Source organism: Geodermatophilus sp. SYSU D00697 (assembly GCF_054050175.1).
Genome location: NZ_JBJGYV010000001.1, coordinates 333752 through 354931 on the forward strand (window position 1 = coordinate 333752; position 21180 = coordinate 354931).

Consider the following 21180-nt stretch of genomic DNA (forward strand, 5'->3'; position numbering starts at 1 on the left):
AGTTCGCGGCGGGACCTGCAGGAGGGCACACACGGCAGCGGCCGGTCCCGGTTCTCCGGGGCCGGCCGCTGCCGTCTGTGCCCCGGGCAGCGCTGCCGCTGCGACGGGGTCCTTCCTCAGTCGCGGAAGACCAGCGCCCCGCTGACCTGGGTGACCACCTCGTCCCAGGCCCCGCGCAGCTGGGCGGCGTCCTCGGCGCGCAGGACCGCCTCGGGCTCCCGCTCGGCGCGGGCCACCGCTCGGCCCAGCGGCTCGGCAGGGCGCAGCAGCTCGTCGACCCGGGTCAGCCCGGCGTACTCCGCGATGTCACGGACCCCCTCGACCGGCTGGGTGAGGGCGCGGTGGTCGGCGAGCCCCGCCGCGCCGTCGGCGACCTCGCGGAGGACGTCGGTGAGCTCGGTGAGGTCGTAGCGGTCCTGCTCCGCCGGCAGCGGCGGGGTGTCGGTGTCGGCGACCTCCGGCCAGGACGCGATCTCGGCGAGGTCGTGGTCCTCGCTGCCGGCGCAGAACCGGGTGAGGTCGGCGGGGGTGGCGAAGAGGTAGACCTGGCCGTCGCGGCCGAGGAACCGGGCGCGGTCGTCGACGTAGCAGCGCAGCGTCACGCCCGCGCCGTCGGGGACGACGACCTCCACCGGCAGGATCCCCACGGCCTCCCAGAACTCGGCGGCCTTGGCCACCTCCGACGGGGACGCGGCGATCCGGCCGGGGCGCGCGATGGTGCTCACCGGGGCCGCGGCCGGGGCGGCGGGTGCCGCCACCTCGGCCTCCGCCTCCTCCTCGGCGTCCTCGTCGGCCTCGGCCGCGGAGGGGTAGTCCTCGAGGGCGACCGTCCCGCCGCCGGTCCAGTCCAGGTGCGCGTCGAGCTCCTCGAGGACGTCCTCCCACAGGTCGTCGAGGGCGTTCCCGACGCCCAGCCACGCGTCCTCCCCGGATCGGCCGAGGAAGGCGTCCACGCCCAGGCCCAGGGAGCCGACCTCGGGCCGGGCGACCAGCTCGGCGAGGGCGCCGAACTCCCCGCCGCGCTCCACGTCGGCACCCGGCCGGCGGTCGAGGTCGATGTCGGCGTCGACGTCGCGCTCGTCGTCCTCGTCGGTGAGCTCGTCGTCCTCCTCGCCGGTGTCCTCGTCGACGTCCAGGCACTCGGCCAGCCGGCTGACGATGTCGATGGTGGCCGCGAGCTCCTCCACCGCCCAGCGGTCGGGGTTCTCCGCGGCGACGTCGTAGACGCCGTCGAGGTCGTAGCGGTGGTCGTCGTCCGGGGTCAGGTCGGCGGCCCCGAGGCCGACCACGACCGGCCAGACCGGGTGGTCGGCGAGGTCGTGGTCGGTGCGGGTGCGGCAGAAGGCCGCCAGCGCCGCCGGGGTCGGGAAGAGGTGGACGGTGGCCCGGTCACCTTCGGACGTGCCGAGGAAGGCCTGCCACTCCTCGCCGTCCTCCTCCCACGGCGGGGCCCACAGGGTGTAGCCGGTGCGGTCGTCGAGGGTGAGGGCGATGGGGACGATGCTCGGCCTTGCCACGGGGGACATCCTGCCCGGTCCCCCTGGGAGCGCACCTCCGGGTTGCGGTCGTGGCCCCGGAGGCGGGCCTCAGACGCCCATGGGGTGCCAGACCGTCTTCGTCTCCAGGAACCGGGTCAGCCGGGTGAGCCCCGGGTCGGCCGTCCAGTCCGGCTCCTCGGCCGGCGGGCGCAGCACCCGCTTGATGCTGCCGGCGGCCAGCCGCTCGAGCTCCATCGCCCGGTCGGCCGGGGCGCCGGTGAGGTCGACGGCGTCGACGTCGTCGTGCTCGGCCAGCCACGGGCCCAGCTCCCCGGCGTCGCCGGTCAGCAGGTTGACCACGCCCCCCGGGACGTCGCTGGTGGCCAGCACCTCGGCGAGGGTGACCGCCGGCAGCGGCCGCTCCCTCGACGTCACCACGACCGCGGTGTTGCCGCCGGCGAGCACCGGCGCGAGGACGCTGACCAGTCCCAGCAGCGAGGAGCGCTGCGGTGCGAGGACGGCGACCACCCCGGTGGGCTCGGGCAGGGAGAAGTCGAAGTACGGGCCGGCGACCGGGTTGGCCCCGCCCAGGACGGCGCCGAGCTTGTCGGTCCACCCCGCGTACCAGACCCAGCGGTCGATGGCGGCGTCCACCGCGGCGCGGGCGCGGGAGGTCGACAGGCCCTCGCCCGCGGCGACCTCCTCGCAGAACTGGACGTGCCGGCCCTCCATCACCTCGGCCACCCGGTAGAGCACCTGGCCGCGGTTGTACGCGGTGGCGCCGGACCACTTCGCGAAGGCGGCGCGGGCGGCGACGACGGCGTCCCGGGCGTCCTTGCGCGACGCCAGGGCGGCGTTGGCGAGGAAGTGGCCCTTGGCGTCGGTGACCTCGTAGGTGCGCCCCGACTCCGAGCGGGGGAAGCCGCCGTTGAGGTAGAGCTTGTAGGTCTTGCGGACGGCGAGACGGTCCGGACTCACTGGGCCACCACGCTCCCTCGCTCCGCGAGGCCGTTCGCTCCGCTCCTCGCTCGCCGGCGCTCGCTGCGATGCTCACTCACTGGTCGGCCTCCTTCAGGTAAGCGGCCAGCCCGTGCCGACCGCCCTCGCGGCCGTAGCCGGACTGCTTGTAGCCGCCGAAGGGCGACGTCGGGTCGAACTTGTTGAACGTGTTGGCCCAGACCACGCCGGCGCGCAGCTGGGCGGCGATCTTGAGGATCCGCGAGCCCTTCTCGCTCCAGATGCCGGCCGACAACCCGTAGGTCGTGTTGTTGGCCTTGGCGACCGCCTCGTCCGGCGTCCGGAAGGTCAGCACGCTGAGCACCGGCCCGAAGATCTCGTCTCGGGCGATGCGGTGGGCGGGGGAGACGTCGGTGAACACCGTCGGCGGGAACCAGAAGCCGCGGTCGGGCAGCTCGCAGGCCGGCTGCCACCGGGAGGCGCCCTCGGCCTCGCCGATGTCGGAGAGCTCCCGGATCCTCGCCAGCTGGTCGGCGGAGTTGATCGCGCCGATGTCGGTGTTCTTGTCCAGCGGGTCGCCGACGCGCAGGGTGCCGATCCGCCGCTGCAGGCTCGCGACGACCTCGTCGTGGACGTTCTCCTGCACCAGCAGCCGGCTGCCTGCGCAGCACACGTGCCCCTGGTTGAAGAAGATGCCCTGCACGATGCCCTCGACGGCCTGGTCTATGGGGGCGTCGTCGAACACGATGTTGGCCGCCTTGCCGCCGAGCTCCAGCGTCAGCGACTTGCGGGTGCCGGCGACGGCCCGGGCGATGGAGCGGCCCACCTCGGTCGAGCCGGTGAACGCCACCTTGTCGACGTCGCCGTGCTCGACCACGGCCCGGCCGGTGTCGCCGGCGCCGGTCACGATGTTGACCACGCCGGGCGGCAGGTCGGCCTGGCGGCAGACCTCGGCGAACAGCAGCGCGGTCAGCGGGGTGGTCTCGGCCGGCTTGAGGACGACGGTGTTGCCGGTGGCCAGCGCCGGGGCGACCTTCCACGCCAGCATCAGCAGGGGGAAGTTCCACGGGATGACCTGCCCGGCGACGCCGAGCGGGCGGGGGCCGGGGCCCAGGCCCGCCCAGTCCAGCTTGTCGGCCCAGCCCGCGTGGTAGAAGAAGTGCGCCGCGGCGAGGGGGACGTCGACGTCACGGGACTCCCGGATCGGCTTGCCGTTGTCCAGCGACTCCAGGACGGCGAACTCCCGCGCCCGCTCCTGCAGCAGCCGGGCGATCCGGAACAGGTACTTGCCCCGGTCGGCCGGGCGCATCGGCCCCCAGGTCCGGGTGAACGCCCGGCGGGCGGCGCGGACCGCGCGGTCGACGTCGGCCTCGGTGCCGGCGGCCACCTCGGAGAGGACCTCCTCGGTGGCCGGGTTGACCGTCTTGAACGACTCGCCGCTGCCGTCGACGAACTCGCCGTCGACGAACAGGCCGTAGGACGGCGCGATGTCGACGATCGACCGGGACTCGGGCGCGGGGGCGTACTGGAACGGGTTCTCGGTCATCGCCTCAGTCGATCGTCACGTGGTCGGGGCCGGAGTAGTGGCCGGTGCGCAGCTTCTGCCGCTGCAGGAGCAGGTCGTTGAGCAGGCTGGAGGCACCGAAGCGGAACCGGTCGGGGGAGAGCCAGTCGGGCCCGGCGACCTCGTTGACGAGGACCAGGTGCTTGACGGCGTCCTTCGTCGTCCGGATGCCGCCGGCGGGCTTGACCCCGACCTGCCGGCCGGTGGCGGCGCGGAAGTCGCGGACCGCCTCCATCATCACCAGGCAGACCGGCAGCGTCGCCGCGGGGGAGACCTTGCCGGTGGAGGTCTTGATGAAGTCGCCCCCGGCGAGCATCGCCAGCCAGGAGGCGCGGCGGACGTTGTCGAGGGTGACCAGCTCACCGGTCTCGAGGATGACCTTGAGGTGGGCGTCGCCGCAGGCCTCCTTGACCGCGACGATCTCGTCGAAGACGTCGAGGTACCGGCCGGCGAGGAAGGCGCCGCGGTCGATGACCATGTCGATCTCGTCGGCGCCGTTGGCGACGGCGTCCCGCACGTCGGCGAGCTTCACCGCCCGGCTGGCCCGGCCGCTCGGGAAGGCGGTGGCGACGGCGGCGGTGTGGATGCCGGTGCCGGCCAGGGCGTCGCGCGCGATGCCGGCCAGGTCCCCGTAGACGCAGACGGCGGCGACTCGCGGGCAGGACGGGTCGGTCGGGTCGGGCTGCCGGGCCTTGGCGGCCAGCGAGCGGACCTTGCCCGGGGTGTCGGCGCCCTCGAGCGTGGTCAGGTCGACCATGGAGATGGCCGTGTCGATCGCCCACGCCTTGGCAGTGGTCTTGATCGACCGGGAACCGAGCACGCCGACGCGGGCCTCGGCGCCCACCTGGTCCACTCCCGGCAGGCCGTGCAGGAACGCCCGGAAGGCGGCGTCCGAGCGCGTCACCTCGCCGAACGGCGCCAGGGGCTCGCGCCGCGGCGGGGTCTCCGCCGTCAGGGCGTCGGGGTCGAGCACGTGGGTCATGCCGGCATTCTCCCCCGAGGGCGATCTCCCCCGACCGATACGGTGGCGCCCGTGCAGCTCACCGTCGTGGACCACCCGCTCGCCCGTGCCCGGCTGACCCGCATGCGGGACGAGCGGACCGACAACGCGGCCTTCCGGGCGGCGCTGCGCGAGCTCACCCAGATGCTGGTCTACGAGGCCACCCGCGACCTCGCCGTCGCCGAGGATCCGATCACCACGCCGGTCACCGGCACCACCGGCTACCGGCTGGCCTCCCCGCCGCTGATCGTGCCCGTGCTGCGGGCCGGTCTGGGCATGGCCGACACCGCGCACGGGATGCTGCCGGAGTCGCAGATGGGCTTCGTCGGCCTCGCCCGCAACGAGGTGACCTTCCAGCCCGAGGCGTACATGGCGTCGCTGCCGGCGTCCCTGGTCGACCGCGAGGTCTTCGTCCTGGACCCGATGCTGGCGACCGGCGGATCGCTGGTGCACTGCTGCGGCCTGCTGACCCAGCGCGGCGCCACGTCGATCACCGTGCTGTGCGCGCTGGCCGCACCGGAGGGCATCGCCCGCCTGGAGGCCAGCGGCCTGCCGCTGCGGGTGTTCACCGCCTCGGTCGACGAGGGGCTCAACGACAAGGCCTACATCGTCCCGGGCCTCGGCGACGCCGGGGACCGCCAGTTCGGGGCGGTGTGACCATGCGCTTCGGGGTGCTGGGCACCGGGCACTGGGCGCAGACCGTCCACGCGGCCGCGCTCGCCGAGCACCCGACGGCGTCCCTGGCCGGCGTGTGGGGCCGCGACCTGGCCAAGGCCAAGGCGGTGGGCGCCGAGTTCGACGTCCCGGGCTTCGCCGACCTGGACGCGCTGCTGGCCGAGGTCGACGCCGTCGCCGTCGCCGTCCCGCCGTCGGTGCAGGTCGGGCTCGTGGAGCGGGCCGCGGCCGCCGGCAAGCACGTGCTGCTGGAGAAGCCGATCGGCCTGTCGCTCGCGGAGGCCGACCGGGTGGTCGCGGCGGTGCGCGACGCCGGCGTCGCCTCGGTCGTCTTCTTCACCTTCCGCTTCCAGACCGGGACGTCGACCTGGCTGGCCCAGGCCGGCCGCACGATGCTGGCCGGTGGTGCCGGGACCTGGCTGAGCGCGCTCGCGGGCAGCCCGTTCGACTCGGCCTGGCGCCGGCAGCACGGGGCGCTGTGGGACATCGGCCCGCACGCGCTGTCGCTGCTGCTCCCGGCGCTCGGGCCGGTCACCTCGGTGCAGGCCGGGGGCGGTGCGGGGGACACCGTCCACCTGGTGCTGCAGCACTCCGCCGGGGTGGCGTCGACCGTGACGCTGTCGCACACCGTCGGGCCGATGTCGACCGGCGTCGAGTTCTACGTGCACGGGGACGCCGGCCGGGTGGTCCTGCTCCCCGACACCGAGCACCCCGTCGAGGCGCTGTCGGTGGCGGTGGACGAACTGGGCCAGGCGGCGATGACCGGCGGGACCCATCCCTGCGACGTCGGCTTCGGTCGTGAGGTGGTCGCGGTGCTGGCGACGGCGGAGCGGGCGCTGGCGTCGGGGTGCCGCGAGCCGGTCTCGGACTGAGTGGGTGCTCTCGCGGTGTTGCCCCCGCTCCTGCGGTGGTGCACGACCGCAGGAGCGTCGCTAGGACCGCAGGAGCCGGTCAGTCGTAGGGGTTGGTGAGGACCGGGCGCGCCTCCAGGACGGCGAACGTCACCGGCGGCCCGTCGGTGGTGGTGGTGCCGGGGACGTCGGCGCTGGCCCCGCCGTCCACGCTGAACGTGCCGCTCCAGGTGGTGGTGAGCGAGGCGGTGTAGGTGCCGCTGCTGTACTCGTGGCTCACCGAGTGGTCCGGGTACGGGGCGCCGGGGTCGGTGCTGGTGAGCTCGGTGCCGTCGCCGGTGTGCCAGGTGAAGCCGGTCGCGGTGGCGACGATGTCGACGGTGAAGCCGCGGATGTCCACGGTGAACGTCTGCGTGGTGGGGCCGTCGGTGTGGAAGACAACCGGCAGGCCGGTGAGCGCGTTGCCCGGCGGCTGCTGCTCGGTGGTCAGCTCGGGGAGCGGGAGCGTCTGGAAGTAGCGGAACACCTCACCCGGGGACGGCGGCGGGTTCAGCGCCGTGATGTCCACGCAGGCCTGCGCGAAGCCGAGCCACTGACCAACCGCCGTTCCGGGCGCCGCGCCTGCGGGGTCAAAACCGTCCACCGTGCTCCCGTCGGCGAGGACGAGTCGCTGCCGCTCGATCACCAGCATCTGAACAACACGGTCGGGGGGAGCGGCGCAGAATGCGTCGTCTTCAGCTCGGCATACCCCGCCCGCCGCGGTGTCGACTGCACAGGGGGCGGTGAGACGGTACGTATATGGGTGATTTGTCGGTGCTGCAGAACTAGCCGACCAAGAATTCCCGGGTTCCGCGCTCACATACGCAGCGGTCAGAGCGCCAGGCACGTTGCCAACGACCGGGCAGAACCTACGGTTGCAGTCCTGTGGCGCGGCTTGAGCGACGGATCCTCCGAGTAGCGCCACGAGCACCATCGCGAACGTAAGCACAGGTCGGGCGAGTCTTCGCATTACTCGAGAGTCAACGTGGTCATTGACCAGGATTTGCGCGTGCTATCCCAGTCAATCGCCGCGCCACCGTTCAGTCCTGGAAACGCCTGAGTTCCAAGATCGTCGACGGGTGAGCCGGACGAGTCCAAGACAACAAGGGGAGCCTGGTCTGCACGAACGGCCATCTCTGCCGTCGCCCCCTTCATGAGTGGTCGACCGATTGCTGTAATTACAAGTTGGCCACCGGTGTAGCGGTAGCCAGCACCGAGGTCCTGCTCTAGAGCGGTCGCGATGCGGTCACAGTCACGGCAGCCGTCGCTGAACTCGCGCAGGGGTGCGGCGTCCATGACGGTCGACGTGCGGTTGATGAGGTCGATGTAGTAGCGGACGAAGGCCTCGGCGCCGGCGGCGTCCTGGGTGCGTGCCTCGTCGGGCATCGGCAGGTCCTCGGGCCCGAGGGGTGGGAGTTCCTCCTCCGTCGCGACCGGGACGTCCGCGCTCGGCAGCGTGTCCGCGGGCTCCTGCTCCGCCGAGCACCCGCCCAGGACCGCCGCGCCCACCGCGAGGCCCGCCACCAGTCGCAGGCTCCAGCCGCGTGTCACGTCCACCCCCGAGTCGATCCGGTCGCGGGGAGACTACGGAGGGTCGGCCGGCTGGGCAGCCGCCCCTGTGGACAACCACCCGATCGCATGGCAGGAGCTGCCTGCTCGACCCGGGACCGCGGACCACGCGGAACACCGGGGCCGTGCACGTCAGTTCGGAGTGGGCCGTGTCACCATCTGCCCATGACCTCCACCCGAGCCGGCAGCCTGCGCGCGGCCGCCGCCGCCGTCACCACCCTCCTCCTGGTGTCGGGATGCTCCGGCGACGACGGCGGGTCGGAGGCCGGTGGCGGGTCGGGAGGGGGGACCGAGACCCAGACGATCGCGCTGGGCATCATCCCGATCATCGACCTCGCCCCCGTCTACCTCGGTCAGGAGCAGGGCTTCTTCGAGGAGCAGGGCATCGAGCTCGACCTCAGTGCCGGGCAGGGCGGCGCGGCGATCGTGCCGGGCGTGGCCAGCGGCAGTATCGACATCGGGTTCGGCAACAACTTCTCGCTCGTCGTCGCCGCCTCCAGCGGCCTGCCTCTCAAGGTCATCACCAGCGGGGTGGACAGCACCCAGGACCCCGAGCGCGACCAGTTCACGATCGTCACCGGGGACCCGGCGATCACCCGTCCCGCCGACCTCGCGGGCAAGCGGGTCGCGACCAACACCATCAACGCCATCGGGGACAGCGTGGTCAGCGCCTCCGTGCGCGCCGACGGCGGCGACCCGTCGACCATCCAGTTCGTCGAGCTGCCCTTCCCGAACATGGCCGCGGCGCTGCAGGCCGGGGACGTCGACGCGGCGTGGCTGGTCGAGCCGTTCGTCACGCTCGCCGAACAGCAGGGGATCCGCGTCCTCACCACCCCGCTGAACGACTTCACCGACGTCCAGATCGAGGTCTCGACGTACTTCACGAGCGCCCAGTTCGCGGCCGAGAACGCCGACGTGGTGGAGCGCTTCGCCACCGCGATGAACGAGTCGCTGACCTACGCCCAGGAGAACCCCGACGCCGTCCGGGCGATCCTGCCGACGTTCCTGGACATCTCTCCGGAGCTCGCCGCGCAGGTCCGCCTCCCGGAGTGGAACACCGAGGTCAGCGAGGAGACGTTCGAGGTGTTCACCGACCTGGCCGAGACCCAGGGCCTGCTCGACGGGGAGGTCGACCTCGACTCGCTGCTCGAGCTGGCGCGCTGACCCGGGGGCACCCCCCACACGCGGTCTCAGGCGCCCAGCCGGTCGGCGAGCTCCCCGAACGAGGACACCGACAGATCGGCGTCCGGGTCGGAGGCGGGCGGCACCCGCCGCCCGCCGAACTCGTCGGGGCGGTGCACGTACGCCGTCCGCAGCCCGCGGTCCCGCGCGGCGGCGAGGTCGTCGACGTGCGCGGCGACCATCAGCACCTGGGACGGCGCCAGCGCCAGCAACGCGGGCGCGGAGTCGTAGACCTCCGGGTCGGGCTTGTAGTGCCGCACGACCTCCGCGCCGAGGACGAGGTCCCAGGGCAGGCCCGCGCGGCGCGCCATGTCCACGATGAGCGCCACGTTGCCGTTGGACAGCGGCGCGAGCACGTGCGCGCGCCGCAGCCGGGTCAGCCCCGGGACGACGTCCGGCCAGGGGTCCAGCCGGTGCCAGGCGAGCACCAGCTCGTCGCGCACGTCGCCCGGCACGTCGGGACGCCCCGCCGCGGCCAGCACGTCGTCCAGCGAGGACCGGTGCAGGGCGTCCAGCGGCGTCCACGGCAGCTCGCCGGAACGCACCCGGTCCATCGACGGCACGTACCGCCCGCGCCAGTCGTCCGCGAACGCCTCGGCGTCGACCGACGGGCCCAGCAGCCGCCGCACCTCGCGGGCGACACCGCCGCGCCAGTCCACGACGGTGCCGAAGACGTCGAAGACCAGCGCGCGGACGTCCACCGGCCTACACCCCCAGGACGGCGGACATCTCCGCCCGCAGCCGGTCGAGCTCCTCGGCTCCGCGGCGGCGCACGTCGGTCACCGCGGCGGACGAGGGCACCGGGACGACCGTCTCCAGGTAGGCCTTGAGCTTGGGCTCGGTGCCGCTGGGCCGGACGATGACCCGCACCCCGTCGCCGAGCAGCCGGACGGCGTCCACTCCGGGCGTCCGGTCGAGCAGGTCGTCGGCGGCCACCTCGCGGCCGAGCAGGCGGGACGGCGGCGAGGCCCGCAGGCCGGCCATCATGCCCGCGATCCGCGACAGGTCCTCGACCCGCACCGACAGCTGCCCGGTCACGTAGAGCCCGTGCTCGACGGCGAGCTCGTCGAGCCGGTCGAGCAGGCTGCGGCCCGACGCCCTCAGCTCCGCGGTCATCAGCGCGACGGCGAGCGCTGCGGAGATGCCGTCCTTGTCCCGCACCACCCCGGGCGCCACGGAGTAGCCCAGGGCCTCCTCGTAGCCGTAGACCAGCGGCGCCGTGTCGGACCCGGCCCGCATGATCCACTTGAACCCGGTGGGGGTCTCCTCGGTCGGGACGCCGTGCGCGGACGCGATCACGCGCATCAGTGACCCGCTGACCAGCGACGATGCGTACGTACCCCGGACGCCGCGGCGCAGCAGCCAGTCCGCCAGCAGGGCACCGACCTCGTCGCCGGTCAGCTGCCGGCCGTCGCAGATCACCGAGCAGCGGTCGGCGTCGGGGTCCTCGGCGATCGCCACGTCGGCGCCGATCCCGGACGCCAGCGCGGCGAGCAGGTCGACGGCGCCCGGCTCCTCGGGGTTGGGGAACGCGACCGTCGGGAAGGCCGGGTCGGGTGCGTCCTGCTCGGCGACGCTCACCGGCGGTGCGAAGCCGGCGGCGGCGAAGACCGCCCGGGTCGTGTCCGCGCCGACCCCGTGCATGGCGGTGTAGGCGACGGCCAGCCCCTGCCGAACGATGGCCGGCACCGTCGAGGGCTCCAGCGCCCGGACGACGGCGGCGACGTAGTCGTCCCGGACGTCGTCCCCGAGGGTGACCCACTCGTCGGAGAGCGGGACCTCGCGGGCCAGGCCGACCGCCGCGATCGCCGCCTCGATCCGCTGGTCGACCGGGGGCACGAGCTGGCGGCCGTCGCCGAGGTAGACCTTGTAGCCGTTGTCGTCGGGCGGGTTGTGGCTGGCGGTGACCATCACCCCGGCCACGCAGCCCAGGTGTCGGACGGCGAAGGCCAGCACCGGCGTGGGCAGCGGGCGCGGCAGCACCTGGACGGCGAACCCGGCGCCGGCCAGCACCGCCGCCGAGACGTGCGCGAACTCGTCGGAGCGGCGGCGGGCGTCGAAGCCGATGACCACCCCGCCCCCGGCGTGCCCCTCGTCGGACAGGTACCGCGCCAGCCCCGCCGCGGCGCGGGTGACGACGGCGGCGTTCATCCCGGCCGGCCCCGCCCGCAGCGGCCCGCGCAGACCGGCGGTGCCGAAGGTCAGTGGACCGGCGAACCGGCGCTCGAGCTCGGACCGGTTCTCGGCCTCGATGAGCGCCTCGATCTCGGCGCGGTCGCCCTCGTGCGGGTCGGCGTCGGCCCACTCGCGGGCGACCTCCAGCACCGTCACCGGTCGGCCCCGCTGCCCGGCGCGATGTCGCCGCGGGGGGCGGGCGGGTCGAAGTGCTCGGCGTCGAAGTCCGCCGTCGTGTACTCCCCGCCGACGCGGGCGTGCACGGGGTCGGCGAGGTCGGGCTCGCCGTGCACCTCGAGCAGCGCCTCGGCGAAGACCTCGGCGTCGTCCTGCGGGTCGTAGCCGAGGGCACGGGCGGCGGTGAGGTCCCACCAGTTGCGGGTGTTGGCCGAGACGCCCCAGACGACGGCGAACCCGGGCGAGGGCGCGCGCAGCGCGGCGTCGACGAGGCCGACCTGGTCGCCGGGGGACAGCCACGTCGACAGCTGGCGCACCGTCGTCGGCTCGGGGAAGGCGCTGCCGATGCGCAGGCAGACGACGTCCAGGCCGTACCGGTCGACGTAGAGCGAGCCCAGCGCCTCCATCGCGACCTTGGAGACGCCGTAGTAGGTGTCCGGCCGCGGCGGGGCGTCGGCCTCCCGCAGGAGACCGGAGCCCGGGCGGGGCGTGAAGCCCGTGGCGTGGTTGCTGCTGGCCAGCACCACGCGCGGGACGCCGGCCAGCCGCGCGGCCTCCAGGACGCAGTACGTCCCCTCGATGTTGGCGTGCGCGATCGCCGGCCAGGTCGACTCGCCGGAGATGCCGGCCAGGTGCACGACCGCGCTCGCCCCCTGCGCGGCGTCCAGCACCGCGGCCGGGTCGGTCACGTCGGCGACCACCTGCTCCTCGCCGGGGCGGGTGTCGGGGATGGGTACGACGTCCAGCGAGCGCACCGCCCAGCCGCGCTCGGGAAGCCCGCCGCGCAGCACGGTGCCGATCCGTCCGGCCGCCCCGGTGACGAGGACCGGCCCGCTCATGCCAGCCGCCCCACGAACTCGACGAGGAACTCGCCGAGCCGGCCCGCGGCGGCCTTGCCCGCGGCGAGGACCTCCTCGTGGTCGAGCTTCTCGCCGGTGATCCCCGCTGCGGCGTTGGTGACCATGGACAGGCCCATGACCTCCAGGCCCGCGGCGCGCGCGGCGATCGCCTCCAGCGCCGTCGACATGCCCACCAGGTCCGCGCCGAGGGTGCGCAGCATGCGGATCTCGGCCGGCGTCTCGTAGTGCGGGCCGGGCAGCGCCGCGTAGACGCCCTCGGTGAGCGCCGGGTCGAGCTCCCGGGCCAGCGACCGCAGCCGCGCGGAGTACAGGTCGGTGAGGTCGACGAAGGTGGCGCCGACCAGGGGGGAGCGGGCGGTCAGGTTGAGGTGGTCGCTGATCAGCACCGCCTGGCCGACCCGGTGCTCGGGGGCCAGCCCGCCGGCGGCGTTGGTGAGGACGACGGTGCGCACGCCCGCCGCGGCCGCCGTCCGGACGCCGTGGACCACCGGCTCGACGCCGCGGCCCTCGTAGAGGTGGGTGCGCCCGAGGAAGAGCAGCACCCGGCGCTCGCCGACCCGCACCGAGCGGACCTCCCCGCCGTGGCCGACCGCGGTCGGGGCGGCGAAGCCGGGCAGGTCGCCGATCGCGACGCTGGCCGCGGCGGCCCCGAAGGCGTCGGCGGCCGGGGCCCAACCGGACCCCATGACGATGGCGACGTCGTGGCCGTCGCCGAGCGCGGCGACGAGGTCGTCGGCCGCCCGGGCGGCGAGGGTTGCGGGGTCGTTGACCGGAGCTGCACTCACGCACGGACGCTAACGCAGGCCTGCCTGCAGGGCCCGTCCCGTCCAGGGCACCGCCCCGAGCTTGCGAGGGGTGGGGAGGACGGGGTGCTTCTACGAGGGGTCGGGGGCAGGCAGGTCCTTCTAGACTCCGCAGCGTGCAGATACCCTTCCGCTCCTCCGAGCGCGCCAGCCTGGGAGTCGAGTGGGAGCTGCAGCTCGTCGACCTGCAGACCCGGCAGCTGACCGCCGGTGCGGTGGAGATCCTCGAGGAGATCAGGCCCGAGGGGGCCGAGGAGCACCCCAAGGCCAAGCACGAGCTGCTCCAGTCGACGATCGAGATCATCACCGGCGTCTGCACCACCGTCGCCGAGGCGAAGGCCGACCTGGCCGGCACCCTCGCCGAGGTCCGGGCCGCCGCCGCGCGCCGCGGGCTCGGCCTGATGTGCGCCGGCACCCACCCGATCACCGACTGGCAGACCCAGCAGATCTCGCCCAAGGAGCGCTACCTGCAGCTGGTCGAGAAGATGCAGTGGCTGGCCCGCCGGCTGCAGATCTTCGGGGTGCACGTGCACGTCGGCGTCCGGGCGCCGGAGAAGGCGATCCCGATCGTCAACGCGCTCACCCAGTACGTGCCGCACTTCCTCGCGCTCTCGGCGTCCTCCCCGTACTGGGTCGGTGCCGACACCGGCCTGGCCAGCGCCCGCTCCAAGGTCTTCGAGGGGATGCCGACCGCGGGGCTGCCCTACCAGCTGTCGGGCTGGGACCGCTTCGAGCAGTACATGGAGACGCTGATCTCCACCCACGCCATCGAGAGCGTGCGCGAGGTGTGGTGGGACATCCGCCCCCACCCGGACTTCGGCACCGTGGAGCTGCGCATCTGCGACGGCCTGCCCACCCTCGACGAGATCGGCGCGGTGGCCGCGCTGTCGCAGTGCCTGGTCGAGCAGTTCGACCGGGAGCTCGACCGCGGCTACACCCTGCCCGTGCCGGCGGGCTGGGTGCTGCGGGAGAACAAGTGGCGGGCGGCCCGCTACGGCCTCGACGCCGACATCGTCGTCGACGAGAAGGGCACCGTGCGGCCGGTGCGCCAGGCGATCACCGACCTGGTCGAGGACCTCACACCGACCGCCCGCCGGCTCGGCTGCGAGGCCGAGCTCGCCGACGTGGAACGCGTCCTCGCCGTCGGCGCCTCCTACCAGCGGCAGCGGGCGGTGGCCGCCGCCCACGACGGCGACCTGTGTGCCGTCGTCGACAGCCTGCTCGCCGAGCTGCGGGACGGCCTGCCCGCCCCGGACCCGGCCGGCGCCGCCGGGGGCCGCCCGGCATGACGCAGTTCCCGGAGAAGCTGGGAACGGCGGTCGACGAGTGGGCCGCCGAGCGCAACCAGCAGCTCGTCGCGGTCCGCCGGCACCTGCACGCCCACCCCGAGCTGGCCTTCGCCGAGTTCGAGACGACGTCCTTCATCGAGCAGCGGCTGCGCGACGGCGGCCTCCAGCCCCGGCGGCTGCCCACCGGCACCGGGCTGGTCGTGGAGATCGGCTCGGGCGACCCGATCGTGGTGCTGCGGGCCGACATCGACGCCCTGCCGCTGCCCGACCTCAAGGACGTGCCGTACGCCTCCACCCGCGAGTCCACGTGCCACGCCTGCGGGCACGACGTCCACACCACCGTCGTCCTCGGCGTGGCCCTGGCGCTGGCGACCCTCGACGGCCTGCCCGGCACGGTCCGCTGCGTCTTCCAGCCGGCCGAGGAGACCGTGCCCGGTGGCGCCACCGAGGTGGTCGCCGCCGGCGTGCTCGACGGCGCCTCCCGGGCCTTCGCGCTGCACTGCGACCCCTCGATCCCGGCCGGCACCGTCGGCCTGCGGACCGGGTCGATCACCGCGGCCTGCGACCGCATGGACGTCACGCTGACCGGGCCCGGGGGCCACACCGCCCGCCCGCAGTTGACCGTCGACCTGGTCGACGCCCTGGGCCGGCTGATCACCGACCTGCCCTCGCTGCTGTCCCGGCAGGTCGACCCGCGGGCCGGCATGTCCCTGGTGTGGGGCGCGGTCAACGCCGGTGTCGCGGCCAACGCCATCCCACAGCGCGGGCACCTGCGCGGCACGGTGCGGGTGCTGGACAGGGACGCCTGGCAGCAGGCCGAGGGCCTGCTGCGCTCCCTGGTCGAGCGGGTGGCCGCGACGACCGGGGCCGAGGTCGAGGTCGACTACATCCGCGGGGTGCCGCCGGTGGTCAACGACCCGCGGGCGGTCGCGCTGCTGCGGTCGGCGGCCCTGGAGACGGTCGGCAGCGAGGGGCTGCGGATGTCCCCGCAGAGCATGGGCGGGGAGGACTTCGGCTGGTTCGCCGACGTCCTGCCCATCGCCCTGGCCCGGCTGGGCACGCACGGGGGCGGCGCCCCGCTGGACCTGCACCGGGGCACCTTCGACGTCGACGAGCGGGCGATCGGGGTGGGTGTGCGGCTGCTGGCCCGCACCGCCCTGCACGCGCTGTCCGCCGACGCCGGGGCCCGGCCGTCCGGCCCGTCGCCACGACCCGGACGCGCGGAGCAGGGCGGGCGTCGGTAGACACTGACGCCGTTGGACCCGAGGAGGGGGACCCGATCGTGAGCAGAGCCGTTCCACGGACGAGTCCGACGAGCGCCCGCGAGGAGGACTCGTGACCGACGACCAGCAGCCGGCCCACCCCGACGCAGAGGTGCCCGCCGAGCACGCCGTCCCCGAGGACCTGCGGCTGGCCGGCGAGTTCCCCGCCGTGACCCGCGACCAGTGGCGCGACCTCGTCGCCGGTGTGCTGCGTAAGGCCGGGCGCGAGGAGCTCCCCGACCCGGTCGAGGACGCCCTGCGCCGCCCGGTCGCCACCGGCGTGTCCGTGGCGCCGCTCTACACCGCCGAGGACGCCGGTGACCTGCCCGGCGCGGTCGGCGTCCCGGGCCTGCCGCCGTTCGTCCGCGGCGGGCGCGCCGGGGCTCCCGGCGGCGACGTGCCCGGTGGCTGGGACGTCCGGCAGCGGCACGCGCACCCCGACGTCGCCGTCACCCGGGAGGCGATCGCCGCGGACCTGGAGAACGGCGTCACCTCGCTGTGGCTGGTGCTCGGCGAGGGCGCGGTCCCGGTCGAGGCGCTGCCCGAGGTGCTCACCGACGTCCTGCTGGACCTCGCGCCGGTGGCGGTCTCCGGAGGCCCGGCGGCCGCCGAGGCGTTCCTCTCACTGGTCGAGGGGCGCACCGACCTCGCACCCGGCGGATCGCTGGGCCTGGACCCGCTCGGCGTGCACGCCGCGTCCGGGCAGGGGCAGGACCTCACCGGGCTCGCGGACGTCGCCCGCCGCGCGAGCGCGCACCCCGGTCTGCGCACGGTGGTCGTCGACGGCACGGTCTTCGCCGACGCGGGCGGGAGCGTCGTCGAGGAGCTCGGCTGCGCGCTGGCCGCCGGGGTCGCCTACCTGCGTGCGCTGACCGAGGGCGGGCTGTCGGTCGACGAGGCGTTCGGCCAGCTGGAGTTCCGCTTCTCCGCGGCGGCCGACCAGTTCACGACGATCGCCGCCCTGCGCGCCGCCCGCCGACTGTGGGACCGGGTGGGTGAGGTGAGCGGCGCCGCACCCGACGTGCGCGCCCAGCGCCAGCACGCCGTCACCTCCTCGGTGATGGCGACCAGGCACGACCCGTGGGTGAACATGCTGCGGACGACGGTCGCCTGCTTCGCTGCCGGCGTGGGCGGGGCCGACGTCGTCACCGTGCAGCCCTTCGACGCCGCCCTCGGGCTGCCCGACGCCTTCTCCCGCCGGATCGCCCGCAACACCCAGAGCCTGCTGGTCGAGGAGGGCCACCTCGCCCGGGTGCTCGACCCGGCCGGCGGCTCCTGGTACGTCGAGTCGCTCACCGACGCCCTCGCCGCGGCGGCCTGGGGCTGGTTCACCGAGATCGAGCAGGCCGGCGGGCTGGCCGCGGCGCTGGACTCCGGGCTCGTCCGGGACCGACTGGCCGCCGCCTGGGCCACGCGCACGGAGCGGCTGGCGCACCGCAGCGACGCGATCACCGGCGTCAGCGAGTTCCCGAACCCCGCCGAGCAGCTGCCCCAGCGGCAGCCGGCGCCCGACCTGCTCCCGGCCGGCGGGCTGCCCCGGGTGCGCGCCGCGCAGGAGTTCGAGGAGCTGCGCGACCGCGCCGAGGCGGCGGCCGAGCGGCCGCGGGTGTACCTCGCCACGATCGGCCCGGTCGCCCGGCACACCGCGCGGGCGACCTTCGCGGCCAACCTGTTCCAGGCGGGCGGGCTGGCGACGCCGTCCGGCGACGGGGCGAGCGGCCTGGCCGACGCCGGGACGACGGTGGCCTGCATCTGCGGCACCGACCGGGACTACGGCGAGTCCGCGGCGGCGCTCGCCGCGGAGTTGCGCGCCGCCGGTGCCACGCAGGTGTGGCTCGCCGGCAAGCCGTCGCTCGGGGTGGACGGCGTCGACGGGTACGTGTACGCCGGATGTGACGCACTGGACGTCCTCCGCACGCTCCACGAGCAGTTGGGAGTCTCGGCATGAGCGGCATCCCCGACTTCGGCGGCGTCGAGCTGGGCCGCCCGGCGGCCGGCGCCACGGCGGACGACTGGGCCAAGCGGTTCGAGGAGACGACCGGCCGCAGCGTGGCGGAGGCGACCTGGGAGACGCCCGAGGGCATCGCCGTCCCGCCGCTGTACACGCCGGCCGACCTCGAGGGCCTGGACTTCCTCGCCACCCTCCCCGGCCTGCCGCCCTACCTGCGCGGCCCCTACCCGACGATGTACACGACCCAGCCGTGGACGATCCGCCAGTACGCGGGCTTCTCCACCGCGGCGGAGTCCAACGCGTTCTACCGGCGCAACCTCGCCGCGGGGCAGAAGGGCCTGTCGGTCGCCTTCGACCTGCCCACCCACCGCGGCTACGACTCCGACCACCCGCGGGTCGTCGGCGACGTCGGCATGGCCGGGGTGGCGATCGACTCGATCCTGGACATGCGGCAGCTGTTCGACGGCATCCCGCTGGACCGGATGAGCGTCTCGATGACCATGAACGGCGCGGTGCTGCCGGTGATGGCGCTCTACATCCTGGCCGCGGAGGAGCAGGGGGTGGCGCCCGCGCAGCTGGCCGGGACCATCCAGAACGACATCCTCAAGGAGTTCATGGTCCGCAACACCTACATCTACCCGCCCAAGCCCTCGATGCAGATCGTCAGCGACATCTTCGCGTTCACCTCGCAGCAGATGCCGCGGTTCAACTCGATCTCCATCTCCGGCTACCACATCCAGGAGGCCGGGGCGACGGCCGACCTGGAGCTGGCCTACACGCTGGCCGACGGGGTGGAGTACGTGCAGGCGGGCAAGGGAGCCGGGCTGGACGTCGACGCGTTCGCCCCGCGCCTGAGCTTCTTCTGGGCGATCGGCATGAACTTCTTCATGGAGGTCGCCAAGCTCCGGGCCGGCCGGCTGCTGTGGGCCCGGCTGATGAAGGAGGCCGGCGCGCAGAACCCCAAGTCGCTGTCGCTGCGCACCCACTCGCAGACCTCGGGCTGGTCGCTGACCGCGCAGGACGTCTTCAACAACGTCGTCCGCACCTGCCTGGAGGCGATGGCCGCGACCCAGGGGCACACCCAGTCACTGCACACCAACGCCCTCGACGAGGCGCTCGCGCTGCCCAGCGACTTCTCCGCCCGGATCGCCCGCAACACCCAGCTGCTGCTCCAGCAGGAGTCGGGGACGACGCGGGTCATCGACCCGTGGGGCGGGTCGGCGTACGTGGAGAAGCTGACCTACGACCTCGCCCGCCGGGCGTGGGCGCACATCGAGGAGGTCGCCGAGCACGGCGGCATGGCCCAGGCGATCGACGACGGCATCCCGAAGCTGCGCATCGAGGAGGCCGCGGCGCGCACCCAGGCCCGCATCGACTCCGGTCGGCAGCCGGTCATCGGCGTGAACAAGTACCGGGTGGACGCCGACGAGGCCATCGAGGTGCTGCGGGTCGACAACGCCGACGTGCTGGCCCAGCAGAGGGCGAAGCTGGAGGAGCTGCGGGCCTCCCGTGACGCCGGGGCGGTGGCCGACGCCCTGCGCCGGCTCACCGACGCCGCCCGCGCGGCCGCGGAGGGACGGCGGGACTCCTCGCTGGACGCGAACCTGCTCAAGCTCGCCGTCGACGCGGCGCGGGCCAAGGCGACCGTCGGCGAGATCTCCGACGCGCTGGAGGAGGTCTACGGGCGGCACGCCGGCCAGGTGCGCACCATCTCGGGTGTGTACCGCGAGGAGGCGGGAGCATCGGGTCCCATGGAGGAGACCCGGCGCATGGCGGAGGCGTTCGAGGAGGCGGAGGGACGCCGCCCCCGCATCCTCGTGGCGAAGATGGGCCAGGACGGCCACGACCGCGGCCAGAAGGTGATCGCGACCGCCTTCGCCGACCTCGGGTTCGACGTCGACGTCGGCCCGCTGTTCCAGACGCCGGAGGAGGTGGCCCGGCAGGCGGTGGAGGCCGACGTGCACGTCGTCGGCGTCTCGTCGCTGGCGGCGGGTCACCTCACGCTGGTGCCGGCCCTCAAGCAGGCCCTGGCCGACCTCGGTGCCGAGGACGTCGTCATCGTCGTCGGTGGGGTCATCCCGCCCGACGACGTCCCGACGCTGAAGGAGATGGGCGCGGCCGAGGTGTTCCTCCCCGGCACGGTCATCGCCGAGGCGGCGCAGGGGCTGCTGCGCACGCTCTCGGACCGACTCGGGCACTGATGGCTGAGCGGACAGGCGCGTGAGCATCGCAGCGAGCGCCAGCGAGCGAGGAGCGGAGCGCGCCGCGGGAGCGAACGGGTGACAGGTCGACCGGTCGACGTCCCGGCGCTGGCCGGGGGGGTCCTCGCCGGGGACCGCCGGGCCGTGGCGCGGGCGATCACGCTCGTCGAGTCCCAGCGCGCTGACCACCGCGAGCGGGCGCAGGAGCTGCTGGTGGAGCTGCTGCCGCACACCGGCTCGGCGCGGCGGGTCGGGATCAGCGGCGTGCCCGGGGTGGGCAAGTCGACGTTCATCGACTCCCTCGGGGTCGCCCTGACCGCCGCCGGGTCGAAGGTCGCGGTGCTGGCCGTCGACCCGTCGTCGGCCCGGTCCGGCGGGTCGATCCTCGGCGACAAGACCCGCATGGCCCGGCTGTCGGTGGACCCGCAGGCGTTCATCCGGCCCTCGCCGACGTCCGGGACGCTCGGCGGGGTCGCGCAGGCGACGCGGGAGTCGATGGTCGTCGTGGAGGCCGCCGGCCACGACGTCGTCCTGGTGGAGACCGTCGGCGTCGGGCAGTCGGAGGTGGCCGTCGCCGAGATGGTCGACTCCTTCCTGTTCCTGACGCTGGCCCGCACCGGTGACCAGCTGCAGGGGATCAAGCGCGGGATCCTCGAGATCGCCGACGTCATCGCGGTCAACAAGGCCGACGGGCCGGGTGCGGTCGACGCCCGGCGGGCGGCGCGGGAGCTGGCCGGGGCGATCCGCATGCTGCGCGGTCACGTCGAGGGTGGCTGGGACGTCCCCGTGCTCACCTGTGCCGGACTGACCGGCGAGGGGCTGGACCGCGTCTGGGCAGCGGTCGTCGAGCACCAGGACCGGATGAGGGCGTCGGGCGAGTTCGAGGAGCGCCGCCGCACGCAGCAGGTGCGGTGGACCTGGCAGCTGGTGCGCGACGGGCTCGAGCACCGGCTGCGAGCGCACCCCGGCGTCCGGTCGGCCGGGCCGGAGCTGGAGAAGGCGGTGCTGGCGGGGGAGCTGACACCCGCCATGGCCGCGCAGCAGCTGCTGGAGACCTTCCTCGCTGCCGCGGAGCCCTGAGCGCCTCGTTCGACCCGCCGTCCGCCGCCGGTGCCGCGTGCCCCCACCTCGCGCGGCCCCCGCCTCC

The 21180-nt window shown here is 74.3% G+C and carries 18 protein-coding genes; 8 read left to right on the top strand and 10 right to left on the bottom strand.

All coding sequences use genetic code 11. The features are described 5' to 3' along the window. Window positions 1-116 precede the first annotated feature (116 nt). From ACI79C_RS01685 to deoC, 4 genes are all read right to left on the bottom strand, one after another. On the bottom strand, window positions 117-1517 hold the full coding sequence (locus ACI79C_RS01685) for a hypothetical protein (protein WP_456943867.1): 1401 nt from the start codon (window positions 1515-1517) through the stop codon (window positions 117-119). A 69-nt stretch (window positions 1518-1586) separates the two neighbouring features. Further along, complete coding sequence (locus tag ACI79C_RS01690) at window positions 1587-2456, bottom strand: aldehyde dehydrogenase family protein (RefSeq protein ID WP_456943868.1); 870 nt, start codon at window positions 2454-2456, stop codon at window positions 1587-1589. A 76-nt stretch (window positions 2457-2532) separates the two neighbouring features. Next, window positions 2533-3981, bottom strand: coding sequence for an aldehyde dehydrogenase family protein (locus tag ACI79C_RS01695; RefSeq protein ID WP_456943869.1), 1449 nt, complete (start codon window positions 3979-3981; stop codon window positions 2533-2535). A gap of 4 nt (window positions 3982-3985) precedes the next feature. Further along, the gene (gene deoC, locus ACI79C_RS01700; protein ID WP_456943870.1) at window positions 3986-4981 is read right to left on the bottom strand and encodes a deoxyribose-phosphate aldolase; all 996 of its coding nucleotides are present in this window, start codon (window positions 4979-4981) and stop codon (window positions 3986-3988) included. Window positions 4982-5032: 51 nt separating this feature from the next. On the opposite strand from deoC, the gene upp reads away from it, so the two are divergent. Together upp and ACI79C_RS01710 are read left to right on the top strand one after the other, a co-directional pair. Continuing rightward, window positions 5033-5656 carry a uracil phosphoribosyltransferase gene (upp, locus tag ACI79C_RS01705; RefSeq protein ID WP_456943871.1) on the top strand — a complete coding sequence of 208 codons (624 nt, stop codon included), beginning with the start codon at window positions 5033-5035 and terminating at the stop codon, window positions 5654-5656. A gap of 2 nt (window positions 5657-5658) precedes the next feature. After that, window positions 5659-6546 (top strand): Gfo/Idh/MocA family protein, encoded by an 888-nt coding sequence (locus ACI79C_RS01710; RefSeq protein ID WP_456943872.1) that lies wholly within the window; start codon window positions 5659-5661, stop codon window positions 6544-6546. A 79-nt stretch (window positions 6547-6625) separates the two neighbouring features. On the opposite strand, the gene ACI79C_RS01715 is transcribed toward ACI79C_RS01710, so the two are convergent. Then, window positions 6626-7216 carry a hypothetical protein gene (locus ACI79C_RS01715; protein ID WP_456943873.1) on the bottom strand — a complete coding sequence of 197 codons (591 nt, stop codon included), beginning with the start codon at window positions 7214-7216 and terminating at the stop codon, window positions 6626-6628. Between the two features lie 317 nt (window positions 7217-7533). Beyond that, complete coding sequence (locus ACI79C_RS01720) at window positions 7534-8121, bottom strand: hypothetical protein (protein WP_456943874.1); 588 nt, start codon at window positions 8119-8121, stop codon at window positions 7534-7536. 177 nt (window positions 8122-8298) lie between these two features. On the opposite strand from ACI79C_RS01720, the gene ACI79C_RS01725 reads away from it, so the two are divergent. Beyond that, window positions 8299-9297, top strand: a complete 999-nt coding sequence (locus ACI79C_RS01725) for an ABC transporter substrate-binding protein (RefSeq protein WP_456943875.1) — start codon at window positions 8299-8301, stop codon at window positions 9295-9297. Between the two features lie 26 nt (window positions 9298-9323). On the opposite strand, the gene ACI79C_RS01730 is transcribed toward ACI79C_RS01725, so the two are convergent. Genes ACI79C_RS01730 through ACI79C_RS01745 form a run of 4 tightly spaced genes read right to left on the bottom strand, consistent with a single transcriptional unit; the run spans window position 9324 to window position 13312 of the window. After that, window positions 9324-10016 carry a haloacid dehalogenase type II gene (locus ACI79C_RS01730; RefSeq protein WP_456943876.1) on the bottom strand — a complete coding sequence of 231 codons (693 nt, stop codon included), beginning with the start codon at window positions 10014-10016 and terminating at the stop codon, window positions 9324-9326. Between the two features lie 4 nt (window positions 10017-10020). Then, window positions 10021-11646, bottom strand: coding sequence for a phospho-sugar mutase (locus tag ACI79C_RS01735; protein WP_456943877.1), 1626 nt, complete (start codon window positions 11644-11646; stop codon window positions 10021-10023). Further along, window positions 11643-12506, bottom strand: a complete 864-nt coding sequence (locus ACI79C_RS01740; protein ID WP_456943878.1) for an NAD-dependent epimerase/dehydratase family protein — start codon at window positions 12504-12506, stop codon at window positions 11643-11645. The genes ACI79C_RS01735 and ACI79C_RS01740 overlap by 4 nt, the downstream gene beginning before the upstream one ends. Further along, complete coding sequence (locus ACI79C_RS01745; protein WP_456943879.1) at window positions 12503-13312, bottom strand: purine-nucleoside phosphorylase; 810 nt, start codon at window positions 13310-13312, stop codon at window positions 12503-12505. Before ACI79C_RS01745 ends, ACI79C_RS01740 begins: the two co-directional genes overlap by 4 nt. A 134-nt stretch (window positions 13313-13446) precedes the next feature. On the opposite strand from ACI79C_RS01745, the gene ACI79C_RS01750 reads away from it, so the two are divergent. The 5 genes from ACI79C_RS01750 to meaB all read left to right on the top strand — a co-directional run bounded on the left by ACI79C_RS01750 (window position 13447) and on the right by meaB (window position 21113). Beyond that, the gene (locus ACI79C_RS01750; protein ID WP_456943880.1) at window positions 13447-14619 is read left to right on the top strand and encodes a glutamate--cysteine ligase; all 1173 of its coding nucleotides are present in this window, start codon (window positions 13447-13449) and stop codon (window positions 14617-14619) included. Continuing rightward, window positions 14616-15863 (top strand): amidohydrolase, encoded by a 1248-nt coding sequence (locus tag ACI79C_RS01755; RefSeq protein WP_456943881.1) that lies wholly within the window; start codon window positions 14616-14618, stop codon window positions 15861-15863. Before ACI79C_RS01750 ends, ACI79C_RS01755 begins: the two co-directional genes overlap by 4 nt. Window positions 15864-15954: 91 nt before the next feature. Beyond that, window positions 15955-17829, top strand: coding sequence for a methylmalonyl-CoA mutase subunit beta (locus ACI79C_RS01760; RefSeq protein WP_456943882.1), 1875 nt, complete (start codon window positions 15955-15957; stop codon window positions 17827-17829). After that, the gene (gene scpA / locus ACI79C_RS01765; RefSeq protein WP_456943883.1) at window positions 17826-20033 is read left to right on the top strand and encodes a methylmalonyl-CoA mutase; all 2208 of its coding nucleotides are present in this window, start codon (window positions 17826-17828) and stop codon (window positions 20031-20033) included. Before ACI79C_RS01760 ends, scpA begins: the two co-directional genes overlap by 4 nt. 78 nt (window positions 20034-20111) lie before the next feature. Then, window positions 20112-21113 carry a methylmalonyl Co-A mutase-associated GTPase MeaB gene (meaB, locus tag ACI79C_RS01770; protein ID WP_456943884.1) on the top strand — a complete coding sequence of 334 codons (1002 nt, stop codon included), beginning with the start codon at window positions 20112-20114 and terminating at the stop codon, window positions 21111-21113. Window positions 21114-21180 lie beyond the last annotated feature (67 nt).